Genomic DNA, 17594 nt, shown 5'->3' with positions numbered 1-17594 from the left:
AGGAAAGGTTTTCAGATATCAACCGCGGCGGGCATTACCCTTTGCGCGGTGCTGTCTCTGCGTGATGGGTGCGATGACGATGATAGCCATCTATCATGCTGCGGAAAATTTGCCCCGGTGTGTCACCCAGCGTGCACAGGTAAATATGTGCACAGATGAACAGTAAGCCGACAATCGCCAACACCATATGCAGCACCAGCATCACAGGCCCTGCCCCTATCACCTGCGGGTAGAGACATAACAACCCGGTAATGATCAACAGCGGAACCAGCGCATACATGATGGCCAGATAAGCCAACTGTTGTAGTGGGTTAAATTTACTCTCTGCCGTTGCGGCAAACGGGTGCGGCTCACCTTTCATGATGCCATACAGATAAAAGCGCGTTTGCAACAAGCAGCGTGATATCAACCCGTTAAATTTCACCCGATAATGACAACCGTTGCCGCTGGTTGCGTTGATTAGCACAAAACCAACCCAGAAGGCCAACAGGGCGAAGCCGCACCAGGTATGTACCTGCACCATCAATGCCACCGGTCCGACAGAGAAGTGCCCAAACAGGCCACTCAGCAGAAGCAGGATAAAAAGCAGCGCATTACCCCAGTGCCAGCGGCGAACTGCCAGCGAATAGAGGTAATCCCGATGTTCTTCTCCAGTTGCTGTTTTGGGTGACAACATCCGACGTAACAGCGCGTGTATAACCAGGCCCGCAATCATCAGCACAATAACAACGCCTGCATAAATGAGCCACAGCGGCCAGTAGTCCGGCGCATAGTTAAGCTCTGCTCCCCAGATAGAATTCATGCTTTACCCTCCTGATGGATCTCTTTACGCCGATAAACACTCACCGGACCGCTACGCGTATCCTGCTGGCGATAAACCTCTTTTTGATTTATCCAGTGCTGAATTTCCGGGTCGTCACGACGACCAAATTTCAGCGCATCCGTCGGGCAAACGGAAACGCAGGCGGGCGATTGTCCAGTCTCCAGTCGGGTATCTGCACAGAAGTTACATTTGTCGGCAATTCCCGTTTGCGGATTGAGATAACGGACGTGGAACGGACAAGCGGCAACGCAATAGTCACAGCCAATACAGCGAGACTTATCCACTTGCACAATGCCATTTTCGTCGCGAAATGACGCACCGGTCGGACAAACGCTGACACACGGCGCATCTTCACAATGCTGACAGGAAACGCGAACAAACTGGAAGTGGGATAGCACCTCGGGTTCATGTTCGGGTGAACGGATCTGCACCTGTAGACGGCTAAATCCCTCTGGCACGTCATTCAAAACTTTGCAGGCAACCGTACATGCCTGACAGCCGATACAGCGTTTCTCGTCATGCAGCATGACATAAGGGTTTGTAGATTGATTCATGATGTTCTCCTTTCTCATGCCCGACGAAGCGTAACGCCAGCGGTGTGGACCACCGTACCGGAAACCAGACTGGTGACATGCGGCAGCAAATTACCGCAATGGATACCGTGCGTTGTCGCTGCGGTTTTGGCTCCCGCCTTGGCGCCAAACCCCATATAAACAAACAGCGTATCGGGCCGAATTCCGGCGGTGACCAGCGCTTTGCCTTTTTCCTTGCCGGTCGCATTTTCCAGCCAGATGTCATCGCCGCTTTTGATGCCTTTTTCACGGGCCGTTTGCGGGTGGATCCACACCGCGTTGTCCCACATCAACTCGCTAAGCAGTGGCACGTATTGCGTCGCACCGTTGGTATGAACCGCCACTTTTCCCTGGATAAAATAGAGCTCACTATCGCCTTTGAGCGCAAAATTGCGCGCGCGCGGAATACCGTAGCCAGGCAGGAGCGTCTCCAGCTCTTCAGAATAAAGCTCTATTTTTCCTGAAGGGGATTTAAAGCGCAGTTGCTCGCCATAGGTACCGTCGCTGTCAACCGCCACCGCGCCCGGATAGCGTTCCACAAACTGACGCACCGCTTCAGGTTCACGCAGCAGTAACGGAACACCCCACTCCCGATACCCTTTCTCACGCAGTTCAGCAGACAGCGCATGATCGCCATTAAGCTGGTATAACTGACGCGTTTGCATATCCTGCCATGGGTAGAATTGCCCAAGGCCTAACTGCACGGCCAGCTCTTTCCAGATTTGCCAGCTTGGACGCGCATCACCAATAGGTTCTACTACCTGCTGGCGCAGGGCATAGGCTGGATTCAGACCCGACATGTCTGAAACTTCTTCATCGCGCTCAAGGTAAGTACATTCAGGCAAAAGGTAGTCGGCATACGCCGCGCTTTCGCTAAGATAGACATCACAACTGACCACAAGATCGAGCTGTTCAACGGTTTTGACCAGATCCGGTCGACATGTAACGGTTTGGAAAGGGTTGTGTCGGGACATAATCCATCCCTTCACCGGATAAGGCGTCTGGTTTAACACAGCATCAATAATGCTTTGCACCACACCACCGCCCGCCGCGATGTACTTAAACTGCGGGGCTACCAGATCGATACGCTGCGCCGTTGGCTTGGGTAATTTGACATCGGGTTTTGCCAGCACCGGAGCGACCTTTTCTCCGGCCAGCTTATTATAAGTTGCCGCCGCTTTTTTCTGGTACAAACCGCCTTCACGCTCAATATTGCCAAGCAGCACATTGAGGGTAAAAATCATGCGCCGCATATCAATTTCTTCTTGCGAGAACGTCGCACGATGGCCCGGGCTGACAATAGCATGGGGCGCGCAGGCGGCCATTTCTCGGGTGACCCGAACAATGACATCAGCAGGCACATCAGCTTGCTTTTGCGCCCATTCCGGCGTGGTCTCTTGTACTGCTTCTGCCAGTTGGTCAAACCCTGTGGTGTAGCGCGCAACGAAGTCCGCGTCATACAATTTTTCATTGATCATGACGTGACACATGGCCATCAACACCGGCAAGTCGCCGCCCGGTTTGAGCGCATGCCATTCATCCGCCTTGCTGGAGAAGACGGACAGACGGGGGTCGAAGCTGACCATTTTTGCGCCCTTTTCCTGCGCCGTCATCAGTTCATGCGTTTCGGCAACCTCAATCCCTTCATAAAGGTTGTGACCAAAAGAGACCATATAACGGGTATTGGCGATATCCATGGCCAAATCGCCGCCCATCATCACTTTGGCGGCAATCGATTTTCCGGCCGGGCATGTCGACGCGTGCGTAAAGGTGTTTGGCGATCCGAAAGCCGTCGCCAGTTGAAATAAATGCCCTGAAAGCGAACCGGATTTAGAAGAAAACACGACGCCCTGAGGACCATGCTGCGTTTTAATTGCCGTCATTTTTTCGGCAATTTCTTTATACGCTTGTTCCCAGCTAATAACCTGCCATTCTCCGCTCCCGCGAGGTCCTGTGCGTTTCATGGGTTTAACAATGCGATGAGGGTCGTTGACCAGGCTAACGCCGCTGCCGCCACGAGCGCAGACACGCGTGCCTTGTTGAGGCGCATTAGGGAAGGTGCGAACAAGTTCCTGATATGAGATCATCATATTCATCCGGAGCGCATCCCAGAGGGACATCATGAGCCATCAACTCACCTTCGCCGATAGTGAATTCAGCACTAAGCGCCGTCAGACCCGAAAAGAGATTTTCCTCTCCCGCATGGAGCAGATTCTGCCATGGCAGAATATGACCGCTGTCATCGAGCCGTTTTATCCCAAGGCGGGCAATGGCCGACGGCCCTATCCGCTGGAGACCATGCTGCGTATTCACTGCATGCAGCATTGGTACAACCTGAGCGACGGTGCCATGGAAGATGCCCTGTACGAAATCGCCTCCATGCGCCTGTTTGCCCGATTATCCCTGGATAGCGCCCTGCCGGATCGCACCACCATCATGAATTTCCGCCACCTGCTCGAGCAGCATCAACTGGCACGTCAATTGTTCAAGACCATCAATCGCTGGCTGGCCGAAGCAGGCGTCATGATGACCCAAGGCACTTTGGTGGATGCCACCATCATTGAGGCCCCCAGCTCTACCAAGAACAAAGAGCAGCAACGCGATCCGGAGATGCATCAGACCAAGAAAGGCAATCAGTGGCACTTTGGCATGAAGGCCCACATTGGTGTCGATGCCAAGAGTGGCCTGACCCACAGCCTGGTCACCACCGCGGCCAACGAGCATGACCTCAATCAGCTGGGTAATCTGCTTCATGGAGAGGAGCAATTTGTCTCAGCCGATGCCGGCTACCAAGGAGCGCCACAGCGCGAGGAGCTGGCCGAGGTGGATGTGGACTGGCTGATCGCCGAGCGTCCCGGCAAGGTAAAAACCTTGAAGCAGCATCCGCGCAAGAACAAAACGGCCATCAACATCGAATACATGAAAGCCAGCATCCGTGCCAGGGTGGAGCACCCGTTTCGCATCATCAAGCGGCAGTTCGGCTTCGTGAAAGCCAGATACAAAGGGCTGCTGAAAAACGATAACCAACTGGCGATGTTATTCACCCTGGCCAACCTGTTTCGGGTGGACCAAATGATACGTCAGTGGGAGAGATCTCAGTAAAAACCGGAAATAACGCCAGAAATGGTGGAAAAAATAGCCTAAATAGGCTGATTCGATGTGTTTGCGGGAAAAAAATCGGCCCAGATCCGCGAAATTTTAATCAGCGAGTCAGCTTGGGAAGAAATGACCTGCTTATTCGCACCTTCCTTAGGGTTCCCTTGAATAAAAACCGTTTTGTTATTAATTACCTGCGCCTGTATCGGGCAACGATAAGAACACATTTCACACAAACTTGGCGTCAGGGATGTCTTCCCTTTGATACTCTCAGGAGAATTTCGTGCCAGTGCCCCAGGCGGGAAACTGCCTATCGCACAGGCTGAACAGCCTATACCCACTCCTCGCAAAAAATTACGCCGACTAATGCTCATATAACCTCCTGTTATTAGATATATCCAATAATTATATGGCGTTTAGAATATTTATTTTTTACATCAATCACATTTCATTACAATGCATGACAGCGAATTGACACAAATAAAAACTCTTTGTTTATAAAAGACTTTTAAAGTTTCCAGAACACAATAAAAGAAGAAGAAAATAACAATAATGGTTATCAATTAGATTGTTTACAAATCCGCAACTCCAAGATATTTTATTTCCGTAATTTATTTTAACAGTGCGGGATTTATTTATTAATTCTATAAAAAGTCCTGTTTATCTCAACTTTATTGCGTACACAATCCAGCTTCGATAATTCCATAGCTGATTATCTCACTATTTTTTGGTATTCTTGGACGAGCGCTAAATTGATCCCGGACATAACTGAACAATGAATGACGGCAAGCAGCAACCTGGTTTTCTCTTCCACGATTACGAGACCTTTGGTACCCATCCGGCGCTGGACAGACCCGCGCAATTTGCGGCTATCCGCACAGATAATGATTTCAACATCATCGGTGAACCAGAAGTCTTTTATTGCAAACCCGCGGACGATTATCTGCCGCAGCCTGAGGCGGTGTTGATTACGGGTATCACACCGCAGGAAGCACGTGAAAAGGGAGAGAATGAAGCCGCTTTTGCCGCGCGCATCCACGCCCTGTTCACCGTGCCGAAAACCTGTATCCTGGGCTATAACAACGTGCGCTTCGATGATGAGGTGACGCGCAACATCCTGTATCGCAATTTCTACGATCCCTATGCCTGGAGTTGGCAGAACGATAATTCGCGCTGGGATCTGCTGGATGTGATGCGCGCCTGCTATGCCCTGCGCCCTGAAGGCATTAACTGGCCGGAAAACGACGACGGCTTACCCAGCTTCCGCCTGGAGCATTTGACCAAAGCTAATGGTATTGAGCATGCCAATGCTCACGATGCGATGGCGGACGTATACGCCACGATCGCAATGGCGCAATTAGTGAAGTCGCGCCAGCCGCGTCTGTTTGATTATCTCTACAGCCATCGTAATAAGCATAAGCTGGCCGCGCTGATTGACGTCCCGCAAATGAAGCCACTGGTTCATGTCTCAGGCATGTTTGGCGCATGGCGCGGTAACACCAGTTGGGTGGCACCATTGGCGTGGCATCCGGAGAATCGTAACGTGGTTATTATGGTCGACTTAGCTGGTGATATTTCGCCGCTGCTCGAACTCGACAGCGACGCCCTGCGCGAGCGGCTCTACACGTCTAAAGCGGATCTGGGTGATAACCCGGCCGTACCGGTTAAATTGGTGCACATCAACAAATGCCCGGTACTGGCACAGGCAAATACGCTACGTCCGGAAGACGCCGACCGTCTTGGCATTAACCGCCAGCATTGTCGGGATAATCTCAAAGTTCTGCGCGAGAATCCGCAGATACGCGACAAAGTGGTCGCGATCTTTGCCGATGCGGAACCCTTTACACCATCAGATAACGTGGATGCCCAACTGTATAACGGCTTTTTCAGCGATGCTGACCGTGCGGCGATGAAAATCGTTCTGGAAACCGAACCACGCAATTTACCGGCGCTGGATATCTCCTTTGTCGATAAGCGAATTGAAAAACTGTTGTTTAATTATCGTGCACGTAACTTCCCGGGAACGCTGGACGAAGCTGAACAGCAGCGCTGGCTGGACCATCGTCGCCAGGTATTCACACCGGAGTTTTTGCAAAATTACGCCAATGAATTGCAGCTATTGAGCCAGCAATATGCGGATAACAAAGAAAAGTTGATGCTGCTGAAATCACTCTGGCAGTATGCCGAAGAGATTGTATAAATCCCACGTATAAAAAAACGGAGAACATGTCTCCGTTTTTTTTCAGCTAAATGCCGTTGTTACGCGATATCTTCGTCGTACTGCGGGACCGGGTTGCGGAAGCTTTTGGTCACGCAAGCCAGGTAGATCAGACCGATACCCGCCCAGATCAGGCCCAGAACCATTGAGCTTTCTTCCAGGTTCACCCACAGCGCGCCAACGGTCAGCGCACCGCACATTGGCAGGAACAGGTACTGGAAGTGATCTTTCAGCGTCTTGTTACGCTTCTCACGGATCCAGAACTGGGAGATTACCGACAGGTTAACGAAGGTAAATGCCACCAACGCACCAAAGTTAATCAGCGCCGTCGCCATCACCAGGTCGAAGTTGATTGCCAACAGAGCAATCGCCCCAACCAGAATGATGTTCATGGACGGAGTACGCCATTTCGGGTGTACATAACCGAAGAAGCTTTTCGGGAATACGCCGTCACGACCCATCACGTACATCAGACGCGCAACGCCTGCATGCGCCGCCATACCGGACGCCAGTACAGTAATGGTAGAGAAAATCAGCGCGCCGACCTGGAAGAACTTACCGGCAACATACAGCATGATTTCCGGCTGCGAAGCATCTGGATCCTTAAAGCGCGAAATATCCGGGAAGTACAACTGCAACAGATAGGTGGAGACGATAAAGATCAGGCCACCAATCAGCGCAGTCAGGAAAATCGCACGCGGGATCACGCGCTCAGCGTCTTTGGTTTCTTCTGACAGGTTGCTGATACCGTCAAAACCGGTGAACGAGAAGCACAGGATGGTCGCACCGGTGATCATCGGGATCACGTGCGCATCACCGGACCAGAATGGACGGCTGCTCACCAGCGTACCGGCACCTTCCCCTTCGAACACGCCATAAACGACCATGCCGAGGATCACCGCAATCAGCACCACCTGCAACAACACGATCACGGTGTTGAAATTCGCAACGGATTTAAGGCTGCGCAGGTTGAAGGCGGTCATAAAGGCCACCAGCGCCACCACGAACATCCACGATGGAATCGAGGGCACCAGCGCTTCAAAATAAATTTTCGCCAACAGAATGTTGATCATCGGGGCGAACAGGTAGTCCAACAGTGATGACCAACCCACCATAAAGCCAACTGTCGGACTAATGGATTTCTGGGCGTAAGTGTAGGCAGAGCCTGCAGACGGATAGCGGCGTACCAGTTTACCGTAGCTCAGTGCGGTAAAGAGGATGGCGATCAGTGCAAAGGCGTAAGCTGTCGGGACGTGACCATCGGTCATTCCTGATACGATACCGAATGTATCGAACAGCGTCATCGGCTGCATATAGGCAAGGCCCATCATGACAACCGGAACCAGCGTAAGCGTTTTACGTAATTCCACGCGAGAGGTGTTTGGAGTAGCGTTATGCGACATGGTTATCCCCCATTACGGCGAAAACCGTCGCGTAAGCAAAAAATTGCCCCATTTTTTGTTAATCCTCAGCGACAACAACTGTCGATTTTTAAGTAAGTATCTATCCGGTACGAAGCCCGGCCTCTTTTATGAATGATTGGTTTGATGCAAAAAAATAACCGACGCGTATTAAAACGTCGGTTAATGTCATTTTTTGCAAGCGGCGTATTTTGCACTAAATTGGGGAGAAATAACAAGAGATTGAAGTGGACACAAAAGAATATTTTTTCTTAACTGATTGATTTGTCAGCAGCCGTTTTAACATACACCCCCGCAATAGCACTATTTGCTAAAATTTCATCCCGCCACCAGGCACTGGCCAACCCGGCGGTCTGTTCATTCCAGCCTATCCACACGGGTTCAAGGACAATTTGCGCGACCACTTTTTTCTCAATCAGTGCGCCGCTCTCCAGAAATCGCTGCGCCAGATAGCGCGGAATATAGCCACATCCCAGGCCGCTGATTTGTAGTTCCAGCTTGGTTTTGAAGTCAAAAACGTTAATGGCTTCCTGATCGTCAAGCACCTGAGAACCTGAGACATTGGCATGCTGCGCATTGTCGCCCACTACAATGGCGCGAAAACGGCGAATAGTGCGACGATTTAACGGTTCCTGTTCCTGCGCCAGCGGGTGATGCGGCGCAACCACAAACACCTGTTCCAGAACCCCCAGCCGTGCAAAGCCAAATTCGCTCGCTGCAGGGGGTTCATGCATGGCACCGACAATAATATCCGCCCGGCCCTGAGTAAGGGCATCCCATGAGCCGCCCAGCACGCCATTGATAAATTTCAGACGCGTCACGCTGTGATGTTGATAGAAAGACTCGATGAGTGGGGCCAGCAATGAAAAGGGAAAGGTATCATCTACGCCAATAACCAGTTCATTCTCCCAGCCTTCGTGTAGTTTAATGGCCTGCTTTTCGAGTTCACGGACGGTATGCAGCACCTCCCGCCCCTTTTCCAGCAGCATCTGTCCGGTGCGGGTGAACTTAGCCCGGTGCCCGCTGCGATCGAGTAGCTGAATATTAAGATCGCTTTCCAGCTTATGGACGGTGTAGCTAAGCGCAGACGGCGTCTTAAACAATTTTGCCGACGCCGCCGCGAAACTGCCCTCTTTTTCTAAGGCATCGAGGATGATAAGAACGTCCAGCAGTGGTTTCATACTCGCCCCCTGGCGGTATACAGCGGCACTCTGCTGGCTTGTCACTCCATCGGCATCACCAGCGGATCAGGATACTGGTACTCAAACCCAAGCTCATTACAAATACGGTTGCCATCAATGACTTTACCTTTACCGTTATCCGTACCGTCGCGAAATTCCGGCGGCTCCATCCCCAACTGGCGGGCCATCTGCGGATAGAACACGTTACGCGCCGGATGCATAGGCGCACATATATTATAGATGTGTCCCCCTTTAGGCGCTTGCAGCAGTAACGTGATGGCAGAAACCACATCGTCCAGATGCACCAGATTGACGCCATGATGTCCGTCTGGCGCCGTCTTGCCGGCAAAGAAGCGACCAGGATGTCTTCCCGGACCAACTAACCCGGCCAGACGCAAAATATCCACCGACGTGCCAGGTAAATTGTGCAACCAGTCTTCAAGTTCTTTCAGAACACGACCACTTGCCGTGACCGGATTACGCGGCGTCCCCTCTTTCACTGTTCCTTGAACGTCACCATAGACTGACGTAGAACTGGTAAAAATAATCCGCGGGATCCGATACGCCAGCGCGCTGTCGACCAGTTCCTGCATTGCCTGCAGGTAAAATGCTTCCCCAGGACCGCTACGGCGTGCAGGCAGCGTAATTACCAACGCATCGGCGTCCATCAGTGCGTCGAGATCGTCAGCCTCACAGACCAGTTCAGGTTCCAGGCGCAGCGAGTAACTCTCGATACCGCTCATGCGGGCCGCTTCCACCCCATCCAATGTGGTTTTGCTGCCGGTAACCTGCCAGCCTCTCGCCGCCAGCGACATGGCTAACGGCATGCCTAACCAACCTAATCCGACAATTGCGACCTTTTTCATGCCTTCTCTCCTGACTTTTGGCCTATAACGCAAGGCTACGCCAGCCCACGGTGGCTGACAATTCATAGTATCAATATGAAATGAATTAATGATCAAAAAAAGCCCTTGCTTTCCGTAGCTAAAGTGGTTTAGGTTAAAAGACATCAAATGAATAAACATTCATCGAGAAAATTTATGACACGCGCTCAATTCAAACACCATCATCACCATCATCCTGACTAGTCTTTCAGGCGATGTGTGCTGGGAGACATTTAAATCTTCCAGCGGTGCATGAGCGTATGAGAAAGCCCCCGGAAGATTTCTTCCGGGGGCTTTTTTTTGTGCGTGACCCAAACTGATTCAGACAGGATAACGAGGAATAAAGAATGTTAGACAACACCCGTTTACGCATAGCTATGCAGAAATCTGGCCGTTTAAGCGATGATTCACGCGAATTGCTGGCCCGTTGCGGCATTAAAATTAATCTTCACACCCAGCGCCTGATTGCAATGGCAGAGAATATGCCTATCGATATTCTGCGCGTACGTGATGACGATATCCCGGGTCTGGTGATGGACGGTGTCGTTGACCTCGGCATCATCGGGGAAAACGTTCTGGAAGAGGAACTGCTCAACCGCCGGGCACAGGGTGAAGACCCTCGCTATTTTACCCTGCGTCGTCTGGACTTCGGCGGCTGCCGTCTCTCGCTGGCAACCCCGGTTGATGAAGCATGGGATGGCCCGGCAGCGCTGAACGGTAAGCGTATCGCGACCTCTTACCCACACCTGCTCAAACGCTATCTCGATCAGAAAAGGGTGTCGTTTAAATCCTGTCTGTTAAACGGCTCTGTAGAAGTCGCTCCCCGTGCGGGTCTGGCCGACGCGATTTGTGATCTGGTGTCCACCGGCGCAACGCTTGAAGCCAACGGTCTGCGTGAAGTGGAAGTCATTTACCGCTCTAAAGCCTGCCTGATTCAGCGCGACGGCGAAATGGCCGACGCCAAGCAACAACTGATCGACAAATTGCTGACCCGTATTCAGGGGGTGATTCAGGCTCGTGAATCCAAATACATCATGATGCACGCGCCGAGCGAGCGTCTGGACGAAGTTATCGCCCTGCTGCCTGGCGCTGAGCGTCCGACCATTCTGCCGCTGGCCGGTGACCAGCAGCGTGTTGCCATGCACATGGTCAGCAGCGAAACCCTGTTCTGGGAAACAATGGAAAAACTGAAAGCGCTCGGTGCCAGCTCAATTCTGGTGCTGCCAATTGAGAAGATGATGGAGTGATAGCCATGAGCTTCAATACCCTGATTGACTGGAATAGCTGTAGCCCCGAACAGCAACGCGAACTGCTGATGCGCCCGGCTATTTCCGCCTCGGAAAGCATCAGCCGTACGGTGGCTGAGATCCTTGAGAACGTCAAAAATAACGGCGACCGGGCGCTGCGTGAATACAGCGCGAAGTTTGATAAAACCGAGGTCGCCGCGCTGCGCGTCACCGAGGAAGAAATCCAGCAAGCCAGTAGTCGCCTGAGCGACGAACTGAAACAAGCTATGCAGGTGGCGGTGCGTAATATTGATACTTTCCACACCGCGCAGATCCTGCCACCGGTGGATATCGAAACTCAGCCGGGTGTGCGCTGCCAGCAGGTTACCCGCCCTATCGCTTCCGTGGGCCTGTATATTCCTGGAGGTTCGGCGCCGCTGTTCTCTACCGTATTAATGCTGGCGACCCCGGCGCGCATCGCCGGCTGCAAAAAAGTGGTGCTGTGCTCACCACCGCCGATTGCCGATGAAATTCTCTACGCCGCACAGCTGTGTGGTGTAAAAGAGGTGTTTAATGTGGGCGGCGCACAGGCCATTGCCGCGCTGGCGCTGGGCACCGAATCTATTCCTAAGGTCGATAAAATCTTCGGGCCGGGCAATGCGTATGTGACCGAAGCCAAACGTCAGGTCAGCCAGCGTCTTGACGGCGCGGCCATCGACATGCCTGCTGGCCCGTCCGAAGTGCTGGTTATCGCCGACAGCGGCGCGACGCCGGACTTTGTTGCCTCTGACCTGCTTTCTCAGGCAGAACACGGCCCCGACTCGCAGGTTATCCTACTGACGCCAGACGCTACGCTTGCCGAAGGCGTTGCCAAAGCCGTTGAACGCCAGCTCGCTGAGCTTTCCCGCGCCGACACCGCCCGCCAGGCGCTCGCCGCCAGCCGACTGATTATCGCCAAAGATCTTGAACAGTGCGTGGCCATTTCTAACGCCTACGGTCCGGAACACCTGATTATTCAGACCCGCAACGCACGTGAACTGGTTGATGAGATCACCAGCGCCGGTTCGGTGTTCCTCGGCGACTGGTCGCCGGAATCCGCAGGCGACTATGCTTCTGGCACCAACCACGTTCTTCCGACCTACGGCTATACCGCGACCTGCTCAAGCCTTGGGCTGGCTGATTTCCAGAAACGGATGACCGTACAGGAATTAACCCCACAAGGTTTCTCTGGCCTGGCCTCAACCATTGAAATACTGGCCGCTGCTGAACGACTGACTGCCCACAAAAATGCCGTTACCCTGCGCGTTAACGCTCTGAAGGAGCAAGCATGAGCACTGACAACTTTCTCAGCGTCACTGATTTAGCCCGTAAGAATGTTCGCGAATTAACGCCCTATCAGTCTGCCCGTCGTCTCGGCGGTAACGGCGATGTCTGGCTCAACGCGAATGAATATCCCACCGCCGTGGAGTTCCAGCTCAGTCAGCAAACGCTGAACCGCTACCCGGAGTGTCAGCCGAAAGCGGTGATTGAGAATTACGCGCAGTATGCTGGCGTCAAACCGGAGCAGGTGCTGGTCAGCCGCGGCGCAGATGAAGGGATCGAACTGCTGGTGCGCGCATTTTGCGAACCCGGTAAAAACGCCATTCTCTACTGCCCGCCGACTTACGGCATGTACAGCGTAAGCGCCGAAACGATTGGCGTCGAATGCCGCACCGTTCCGACTCTTGATAACTGGCAACTGGATTTGCAAGGCATCGCGGACAAGATTGATGGCGTGAAGGTGGTCTACGTTTGCAGCCCTAATAACCCAACCGGCCAGTTGATTAACCCGCAGGATCTGCGTTCACTGCTCGAAATGACGCAGGGTAAAGCTATTGTGGTCGCTGATGAGGCCTATATTGAGTTTTGCCCGCAGGCCACGCTGGCAGGCTGGCTGTCTGAGTATCCGCATCTGGTGATATTACGCACGTTGTCAAAAGCGTTTGCTCTCGCCGGTTTACGCTGCGGGTTTACGCTGGCGAATGAAGAGGTTATCAATCTGCTGTTAAAGGTGATTGCCCCTTACCCACTCTCTACGCCGGTGGCAGATATCGCCGCCCAGGCCCTGACGCCGCAAGGGATTTCCGCCATGCGTAAACGCGTAGAGCAGATCCTGGAAGAGCGTCAGTATCTGGTAGATAACCTGAAAACAATTCGCTGTGTAGAACAGGTTTTCGACTCTGAAACCAACTATGTTCTGGCGCGCTTCACCGCATCAAGTAGCGTATTTAAATCTTTGTGGGATCAGGGCATTATCTTACGAGATCAGAATAAACAACCTTCGTTAAGCGGCTGCCTGCGAATTACTGTCGGAACCCGTGAAGAGAGCCAGCGCGTCATTGACGCCTTACGTGCGGAGCAAGTATGAGCCAGAAGTATCTTTTTATTGACCGTGATGGAACCCTGATTTCCGAACCGCCAAGTGACTTTCAGGTCGATCGCTTTGACAAACTCGCCTTCGAGCCGGACGTCGTTCCTGTTTTACTCAAGCTGCAAAAAGCAGGTTTTAAGCTGGTTATGATCACTAACCAGGATGGACTAGGAACACAGAGTTTCCCACAGGCTGATTTTGACGGTCCGCATAACCTGATGATGCAAATTTTCACCTCTCAGGGTGTGACATTTGATGAGGTACTGATTTGCCCGCACCTGCCAGCGGACGAGTGCGATTGCCGTAAGCCAAAAGTGAAGCTGGTTGAACAGTATCTGGTTGAACAGGCCATGGATATGGCGAACAGCTACGTGATTGGCGATCGGGCAACCGATATTCAGCTCGCTGAAAACATGGGCATTAGCGGATTGCGTTACCATCGCGACACCCTGAACTGGGCAATGATCGGCGAGCAGTTGACCAAACGTGACCGCTACGCACACGTTGAGCGTAATACTAAAGAAACGCAGATTGACGTCAAAGTCTGGCTGGACCGCGAAGGCCGCAGCAAAATTAATACCGGCGTTGGCTTCTTTGACCACATGCTGGATCAAATCGCCACCCACGGCGGTTTTCGCATGGAGATAGCCGTCAAGGGCGATCTATATATAGACGATCACCACACAGTTGAAGATACCGGTCTGGCGTTGGGTGAAGCCTTAAAGCTGGCATTAGGCGATAAACGCGGCATCAATCGTTTTGGTTTTGTGCTGCCGATGGACGAGTGCCTGGCGCGTTGCGCACTGGATATTTCCGGCCGCCCGCACCTGGAGTACCGCGCGGAGTTTACCTACCAGCGCGTTGGCGATCTGAGCACGGAGATGATCGAACACTTCTTCCGTTCACTCTCTTACACTATGGGCGTCACCCTACACCTGAAAACCAAAGGCAAAAATGACCACCACCGTGTGGAGAGCCTGTTTAAAGCCTTTGGCCGTACGCTGCGTCAGGCGATTCGCGTCGAAGGCGACACGCTGCCCTCTTCAAAAGGAGTGCTGTAATGGACGTGGTGATTCTGGACACCGGTTGCGCCAACCTGCACTCGGTAAAATCTGCCGTCGCACGCCATGGATACGATCCTGTTGTCAGCCGTGACCCGGACGTAGTGCTGCGCGCCGATAAACTATTTCTGCCGGGCGTAGGCACCGCGCAGGCGGCTATGGACCAGTTGCACGAGCGCGAACTGATTGAACTGATTAAAGCCTGTACGCAACCGGTACTGGGGATCTGTTTAGGTATGCAACTACTGGGCCGTCGCAGCGAAGAGAGTAACGGTGTCTCCCTGCTGGGCATTATTGAGCAAGACGTCCCGAAGATGACCGATTTCGGTCTGCCGCTGCCGCATATGGGCTGGAATCGCGTCTATCCGCAGGCGGGGAACCGTCTGTTCCAGGGCATTGAAGATGGCGCCTATTTCTACTTTGTACACAGCTACGCTATGCCGGTAAACCCGTGGACCATCGCCCAGTGCAATTACGGCGAACCGTTTACCGCGGCAGTACAAAAGGACAATTTCTTTGGCGTGCAGTTTCACCCGGAACGTTCGGGCGCAGCTGGGGCGCAGTTGCTGAAAAACTTTCTGGAGATGTAATGATTATTCCGGCATTAGATTTAATCGACGGCACGGTGGTGCGTCTTCATCAGGGCGATTACGCCAGGCAACGTGATTACGGTAACGATCCTCTCCCCCGTTTGCAGGATTACGCAGCCCAGGGGGCCGAAGTACTGCACCTGGTTGATTTAACCGGCGCGAAAGACCCGGCGCAGCGGCAAATCCCGCTGATCAAAACGCTGGTCGCTGGCGTCAATGTTCCGGTACAGGTTGGCGGCGGCGTGCGTACGGAAGCAGACGTGGCGGCGCTGCTTGACGCTGGCGTGGCGCGCGTGGTGGTGGGTTCGACGGCGGTAAAATCCCCCGAAGAAGTCAAAAGCTGGTTTGCTCGTTTTGGTGCCGATGCGCTGGTGCTAGCACTGGACGTTCGTATTGACGAGCGCGGGAACAAACAGGTAGCGGTTAGCGGCTGGCAGGAAGATTCCGGGGTTTCACTGGAAGAACTGGTTGAGACCTATTTACCCGTCGGCCTGAAACACGTGCTGTGCACCGATATTTCCCGCGACGGTACGCTGGCAGGTTCAAACGTCGCGCTTTATGAAGAAGTGTGCGCCAAATATCCGCAGGTGGCGTTTCAGTCATCTGGTGGTATTGGTGGAATCGATGACGTAGCGGCCCTGCGCGGGACCGGTGTTCGTGGTGTTATCGTCGGACGAGCCTTGCTGGAAGGTAAGTTCACCGTTGAGGAGGCCATACAATGCTGGCAAAACGCATAATTCCCTGTCTGGACGTTCGCGATGGACAGGTGGTAAAAGGCGTCCAGTTCCGTAATCATGAGATTATTGGCGACATTGTCCCACTGGCAAAACGTTATGCCGATGAAGGCGCAGATGAACTGGTGTTCTACGATATCACCGCTTCCAGCGATGGCCGCGTAGTGGATAAAAGCTGGGTATCACGCGTGGCGGAAGTTATCGATATTCCGTTCTGTGTTGCCGGTGGCATTAAATCCATCGACGATGCGGCACGTATCCTCTCTTTCGGGGCGGACAAAATCTCCATCAACTCCCCGGCGCTGGCCGAACCGGAACTTATCACCCGTCTGGCGGATCGCTTTGGCGTGCAGTGCATCGTGGTGGGCATTGATACCTGGTATGACGCCGAAACCGGCAAATATCACGTTAATCAGTATACCGGGGATGAAAGCCGTACCCGCGTCACACAGTGGGAAACACTGGACTGGGTGCAGGAAGTCCAAAAACGCGGCGCGGGCGAAATCGTCCTGAACATGATGAATCAGGACGGCGTACGTAACGGTTATGACCTGGAACAATTGAAAAAAGTACGTGACGTTTGCCACGTCCCGCTGATTGCCTCCGGCGGCGCGGGCACCATGGAACACTTTCTCGAAGCCTTCCGGGATGCCGACGTTGACGGCGCGCTTGCCGCCTCCGTCTTCCACAAGCAAATCATCAATATTGGCGAATTAAAAGCGTACCTGGCAACACAGGGCGTGGAGATCAGGATATGTTAACGAAGCAACAATGCCGCGAGCTGGACTGGGAAAAAACTGACGGGCTGATGCCAGTCATCGTGCAGCATGCGGTTTCCGGTGAAGTATTGATGCTGGGTTATATGAATCCGGAGGCGCTGGATAAAACGCTCGAAAGCGGCAAAGTGACCTTTTTCTCGCGGACTAAGCAGCGCCTGTGGACCAAAGGAGAAACATCCGGTCACTTCCTGAATGTGGTGAGCATTGCGCCTGACTGCGACAACGACACTCTGCTAGTGCTGGTTAACCCGATTGGTCCAACCTGCCATAAAGGCACCTCAAGCTGCTTTGGCGACACCAGCCACCAGTGGCTGTTCCTGTATCAGCTTGAGCAACTGCTGGCCGAACGCAAAACCGCTGATCCAGCCAGTTCCTACACTGCGAAACTGTATGCCAGCGGCACCAAACGCATCGCACAGAAAGTGGGTGAAGAAGGCGTAGAAACCGCGCTGGCTGCGACGGTGAACGACCGCTTTGAGCTGACAAATGAAGCCTCTGACCTGATGTATCACCTGCTGGTGCTGCTGCAGGATCAGGACCTCGACCTGACGACAGTGATAGAGAATTTACGTAAGCGTCATCAGTAAGTTGCAGATATG

General features: G+C 53.0%; 16 protein-coding genes, 3 pseudogenes and 1 other annotated feature. Of the genes and pseudogenes, 11 read left to right on the top strand and 8 right to left on the bottom strand.

Annotation, left to right across the window (positions count from 1 at the left end):
* Positions 1-34: 34 nt before the first annotated feature.
* The 3 genes and pseudogenes from phsC to phsA form a co-directional block, all read right to left on the bottom strand.
* Positions 35-802 (bottom strand): thiosulfate reductase cytochrome B subunit, encoded by a 768-nt coding sequence (phsC, locus tag SK33_RS09230; RefSeq protein ID WP_048218040.1) that lies wholly within the window; start codon positions 800-802, stop codon positions 35-37.
* Positions 799-1377, bottom strand: coding sequence for a thiosulfate reductase electron transport protein PhsB (phsB, locus tag SK33_RS09225; RefSeq protein WP_003844270.1), 579 nt, complete (start codon positions 1375-1377; stop codon positions 799-801). Before phsB ends, phsC begins: the two co-directional genes overlap by 4 nt.
* A 14-nt stretch (positions 1378-1391) precedes the next feature.
* Positions 1392-3449 (bottom strand): annotated as a pseudogene (phsA, locus tag SK33_RS09220) (thiosulfate reductase PhsA); the annotation flags it as partial.
* A gap of 67 nt (positions 3450-3516) precedes the next feature.
* Between phsA and SK33_RS09215 the strand changes: the two are divergent.
* Entirely contained in the window at positions 3517-4497 is a 981-nt protein-coding gene (locus tag SK33_RS09215; RefSeq protein WP_000019445.1) for an IS5-like element ISKpn26 family transposase, read from the top strand.
* A 149-nt stretch (positions 4498-4646) separates the two neighbouring features.
* On the opposite strand, the pseudogene SK33_RS26640 reads toward SK33_RS09215, so the two are convergent.
* Positions 4647-4865, bottom strand: a pseudogene (locus SK33_RS26640) (twin-arginine translocation signal domain-containing protein); the annotation flags it as partial.
* Positions 4866-5266: 401 nt separating this feature from the next.
* Between SK33_RS26640 and sbcB the strand changes: the two are divergent.
* The gene (gene sbcB, locus SK33_RS09205; RefSeq protein ID WP_048218045.1) at positions 5267-6691 is read left to right on the top strand and encodes an exodeoxyribonuclease I; all 1425 of its coding nucleotides are present in this window, start codon (positions 5267-5269) and stop codon (positions 6689-6691) included.
* 59 nt (positions 6692-6750) lie between these two features.
* On the opposite strand, the gene plaP is transcribed toward sbcB, so the two are convergent.
* The 4 genes and pseudogenes from plaP to SK33_RS09185 form a co-directional block, all read right to left on the bottom strand.
* Positions 6751-8112 (bottom strand): putrescine/proton symporter PlaP, encoded by a 1362-nt coding sequence (gene plaP, locus SK33_RS09200; RefSeq protein ID WP_048218046.1) that lies wholly within the window; start codon positions 8110-8112, stop codon positions 6751-6753.
* Entirely contained in the window at positions 8102-8164 is a 63-nt protein-coding gene (yoeI, locus tag SK33_RS26730; protein WP_099045591.1) for a membrane protein YoeI, read from the bottom strand. Before yoeI ends, plaP begins: the two co-directional genes overlap by 11 nt.
* Positions 8165-8326: 162 nt before the next feature.
* Positions 8327-9311, bottom strand: a pseudogene (locus tag SK33_RS09190) (LysR family transcriptional regulator).
* 41 nt (positions 9312-9352) lie between these two features.
* Positions 9353-10177 (bottom strand): SDR family oxidoreductase, encoded by an 825-nt coding sequence (locus tag SK33_RS09185; RefSeq protein WP_003030163.1) that lies wholly within the window; start codon positions 10175-10177, stop codon positions 9353-9355.
* Positions 10178-10351: 174 nt separating this feature from the next.
* On the opposite strand from SK33_RS09185, the gene hisL reads away from it, so the two are divergent.
* The 9 genes from hisL to hisIE all read left to right on the top strand — a co-directional run bounded on the left by hisL (position 10352) and on the right by hisIE (position 17582).
* Positions 10352-10399, top strand: a complete 48-nt coding sequence (gene hisL / locus SK33_RS09180; protein WP_100250077.1) for a his operon leader peptide — start codon at positions 10352-10354, stop codon at positions 10397-10399.
* Positions 10375-10497 (top strand) — a sequence feature (His leader region). Its footprint overlaps the gene before it by 25 nt.
* Positions 10498-10542: 45 nt before the next feature.
* Positions 10543-11442 (top strand): ATP phosphoribosyltransferase, encoded by a 900-nt coding sequence (hisG, locus tag SK33_RS09175; protein WP_048218051.1) that lies wholly within the window; start codon positions 10543-10545, stop codon positions 11440-11442.
* 5 nt (positions 11443-11447) lie between these two features.
* Positions 11448-12752, top strand: coding sequence for a histidinol dehydrogenase (hisD, locus tag SK33_RS09170; RefSeq protein WP_048218052.1), 1305 nt, complete (start codon positions 11448-11450; stop codon positions 12750-12752).
* A complete protein-coding gene (gene hisC, locus SK33_RS09165; protein ID WP_048218054.1) occupies positions 12749-13828 on the top strand; it encodes a histidinol-phosphate transaminase in 1080 nt (359 codons plus the stop codon). The genes hisD and hisC overlap by 4 nt, the downstream gene beginning before the upstream one ends.
* Positions 13825-14892, top strand: a complete 1068-nt coding sequence (gene hisB, locus SK33_RS09160; RefSeq protein ID WP_048218056.1) for a bifunctional histidinol-phosphatase/imidazoleglycerol-phosphate dehydratase HisB — start codon at positions 13825-13827, stop codon at positions 14890-14892. Before hisC ends, hisB begins: the two co-directional genes overlap by 4 nt.
* The gene (gene hisH, locus SK33_RS09155) at positions 14892-15482 is read left to right on the top strand and encodes an imidazole glycerol phosphate synthase subunit HisH (protein ID WP_048218057.1); all 591 of its coding nucleotides are present in this window, start codon (positions 14892-14894) and stop codon (positions 15480-15482) included. The genes hisB and hisH overlap by 1 nt, the downstream gene beginning before the upstream one ends.
* Positions 15482-16219, top strand: a complete 738-nt coding sequence (gene hisA / locus SK33_RS09150; protein ID WP_048218059.1) for a 1-(5-phosphoribosyl)-5-[(5-phosphoribosylamino)methylideneamino]imidazole-4-carboxamide isomerase — start codon at positions 15482-15484, stop codon at positions 16217-16219. Before hisH ends, hisA begins: the two co-directional genes overlap by 1 nt.
* Complete coding sequence (gene hisF, locus SK33_RS09145) at positions 16201-16977, top strand: imidazole glycerol phosphate synthase subunit HisF (protein ID WP_019077116.1); 777 nt, start codon at positions 16201-16203, stop codon at positions 16975-16977. Before hisA ends, hisF begins: the two co-directional genes overlap by 19 nt.
* Positions 16971-17582, top strand: a complete 612-nt coding sequence (gene hisIE / locus SK33_RS09140) for a bifunctional phosphoribosyl-AMP cyclohydrolase/phosphoribosyl-ATP diphosphatase HisIE (protein WP_003030122.1) — start codon at positions 16971-16973, stop codon at positions 17580-17582. Before hisF ends, hisIE begins: the two co-directional genes overlap by 7 nt.
* Positions 17583-17594 lie beyond the last annotated feature (12 nt).

The organism is Citrobacter sp. MGH103 (genome assembly GCF_001034475.2).
Lineage (GTDB): Bacteria > Pseudomonadota > Gammaproteobacteria > Enterobacterales > Enterobacteriaceae > Citrobacter > Citrobacter freundii.
Note: the sequence above shows the minus strand (reverse complement) of the source record. Positions and strands in the feature narration are given on the sequence as shown.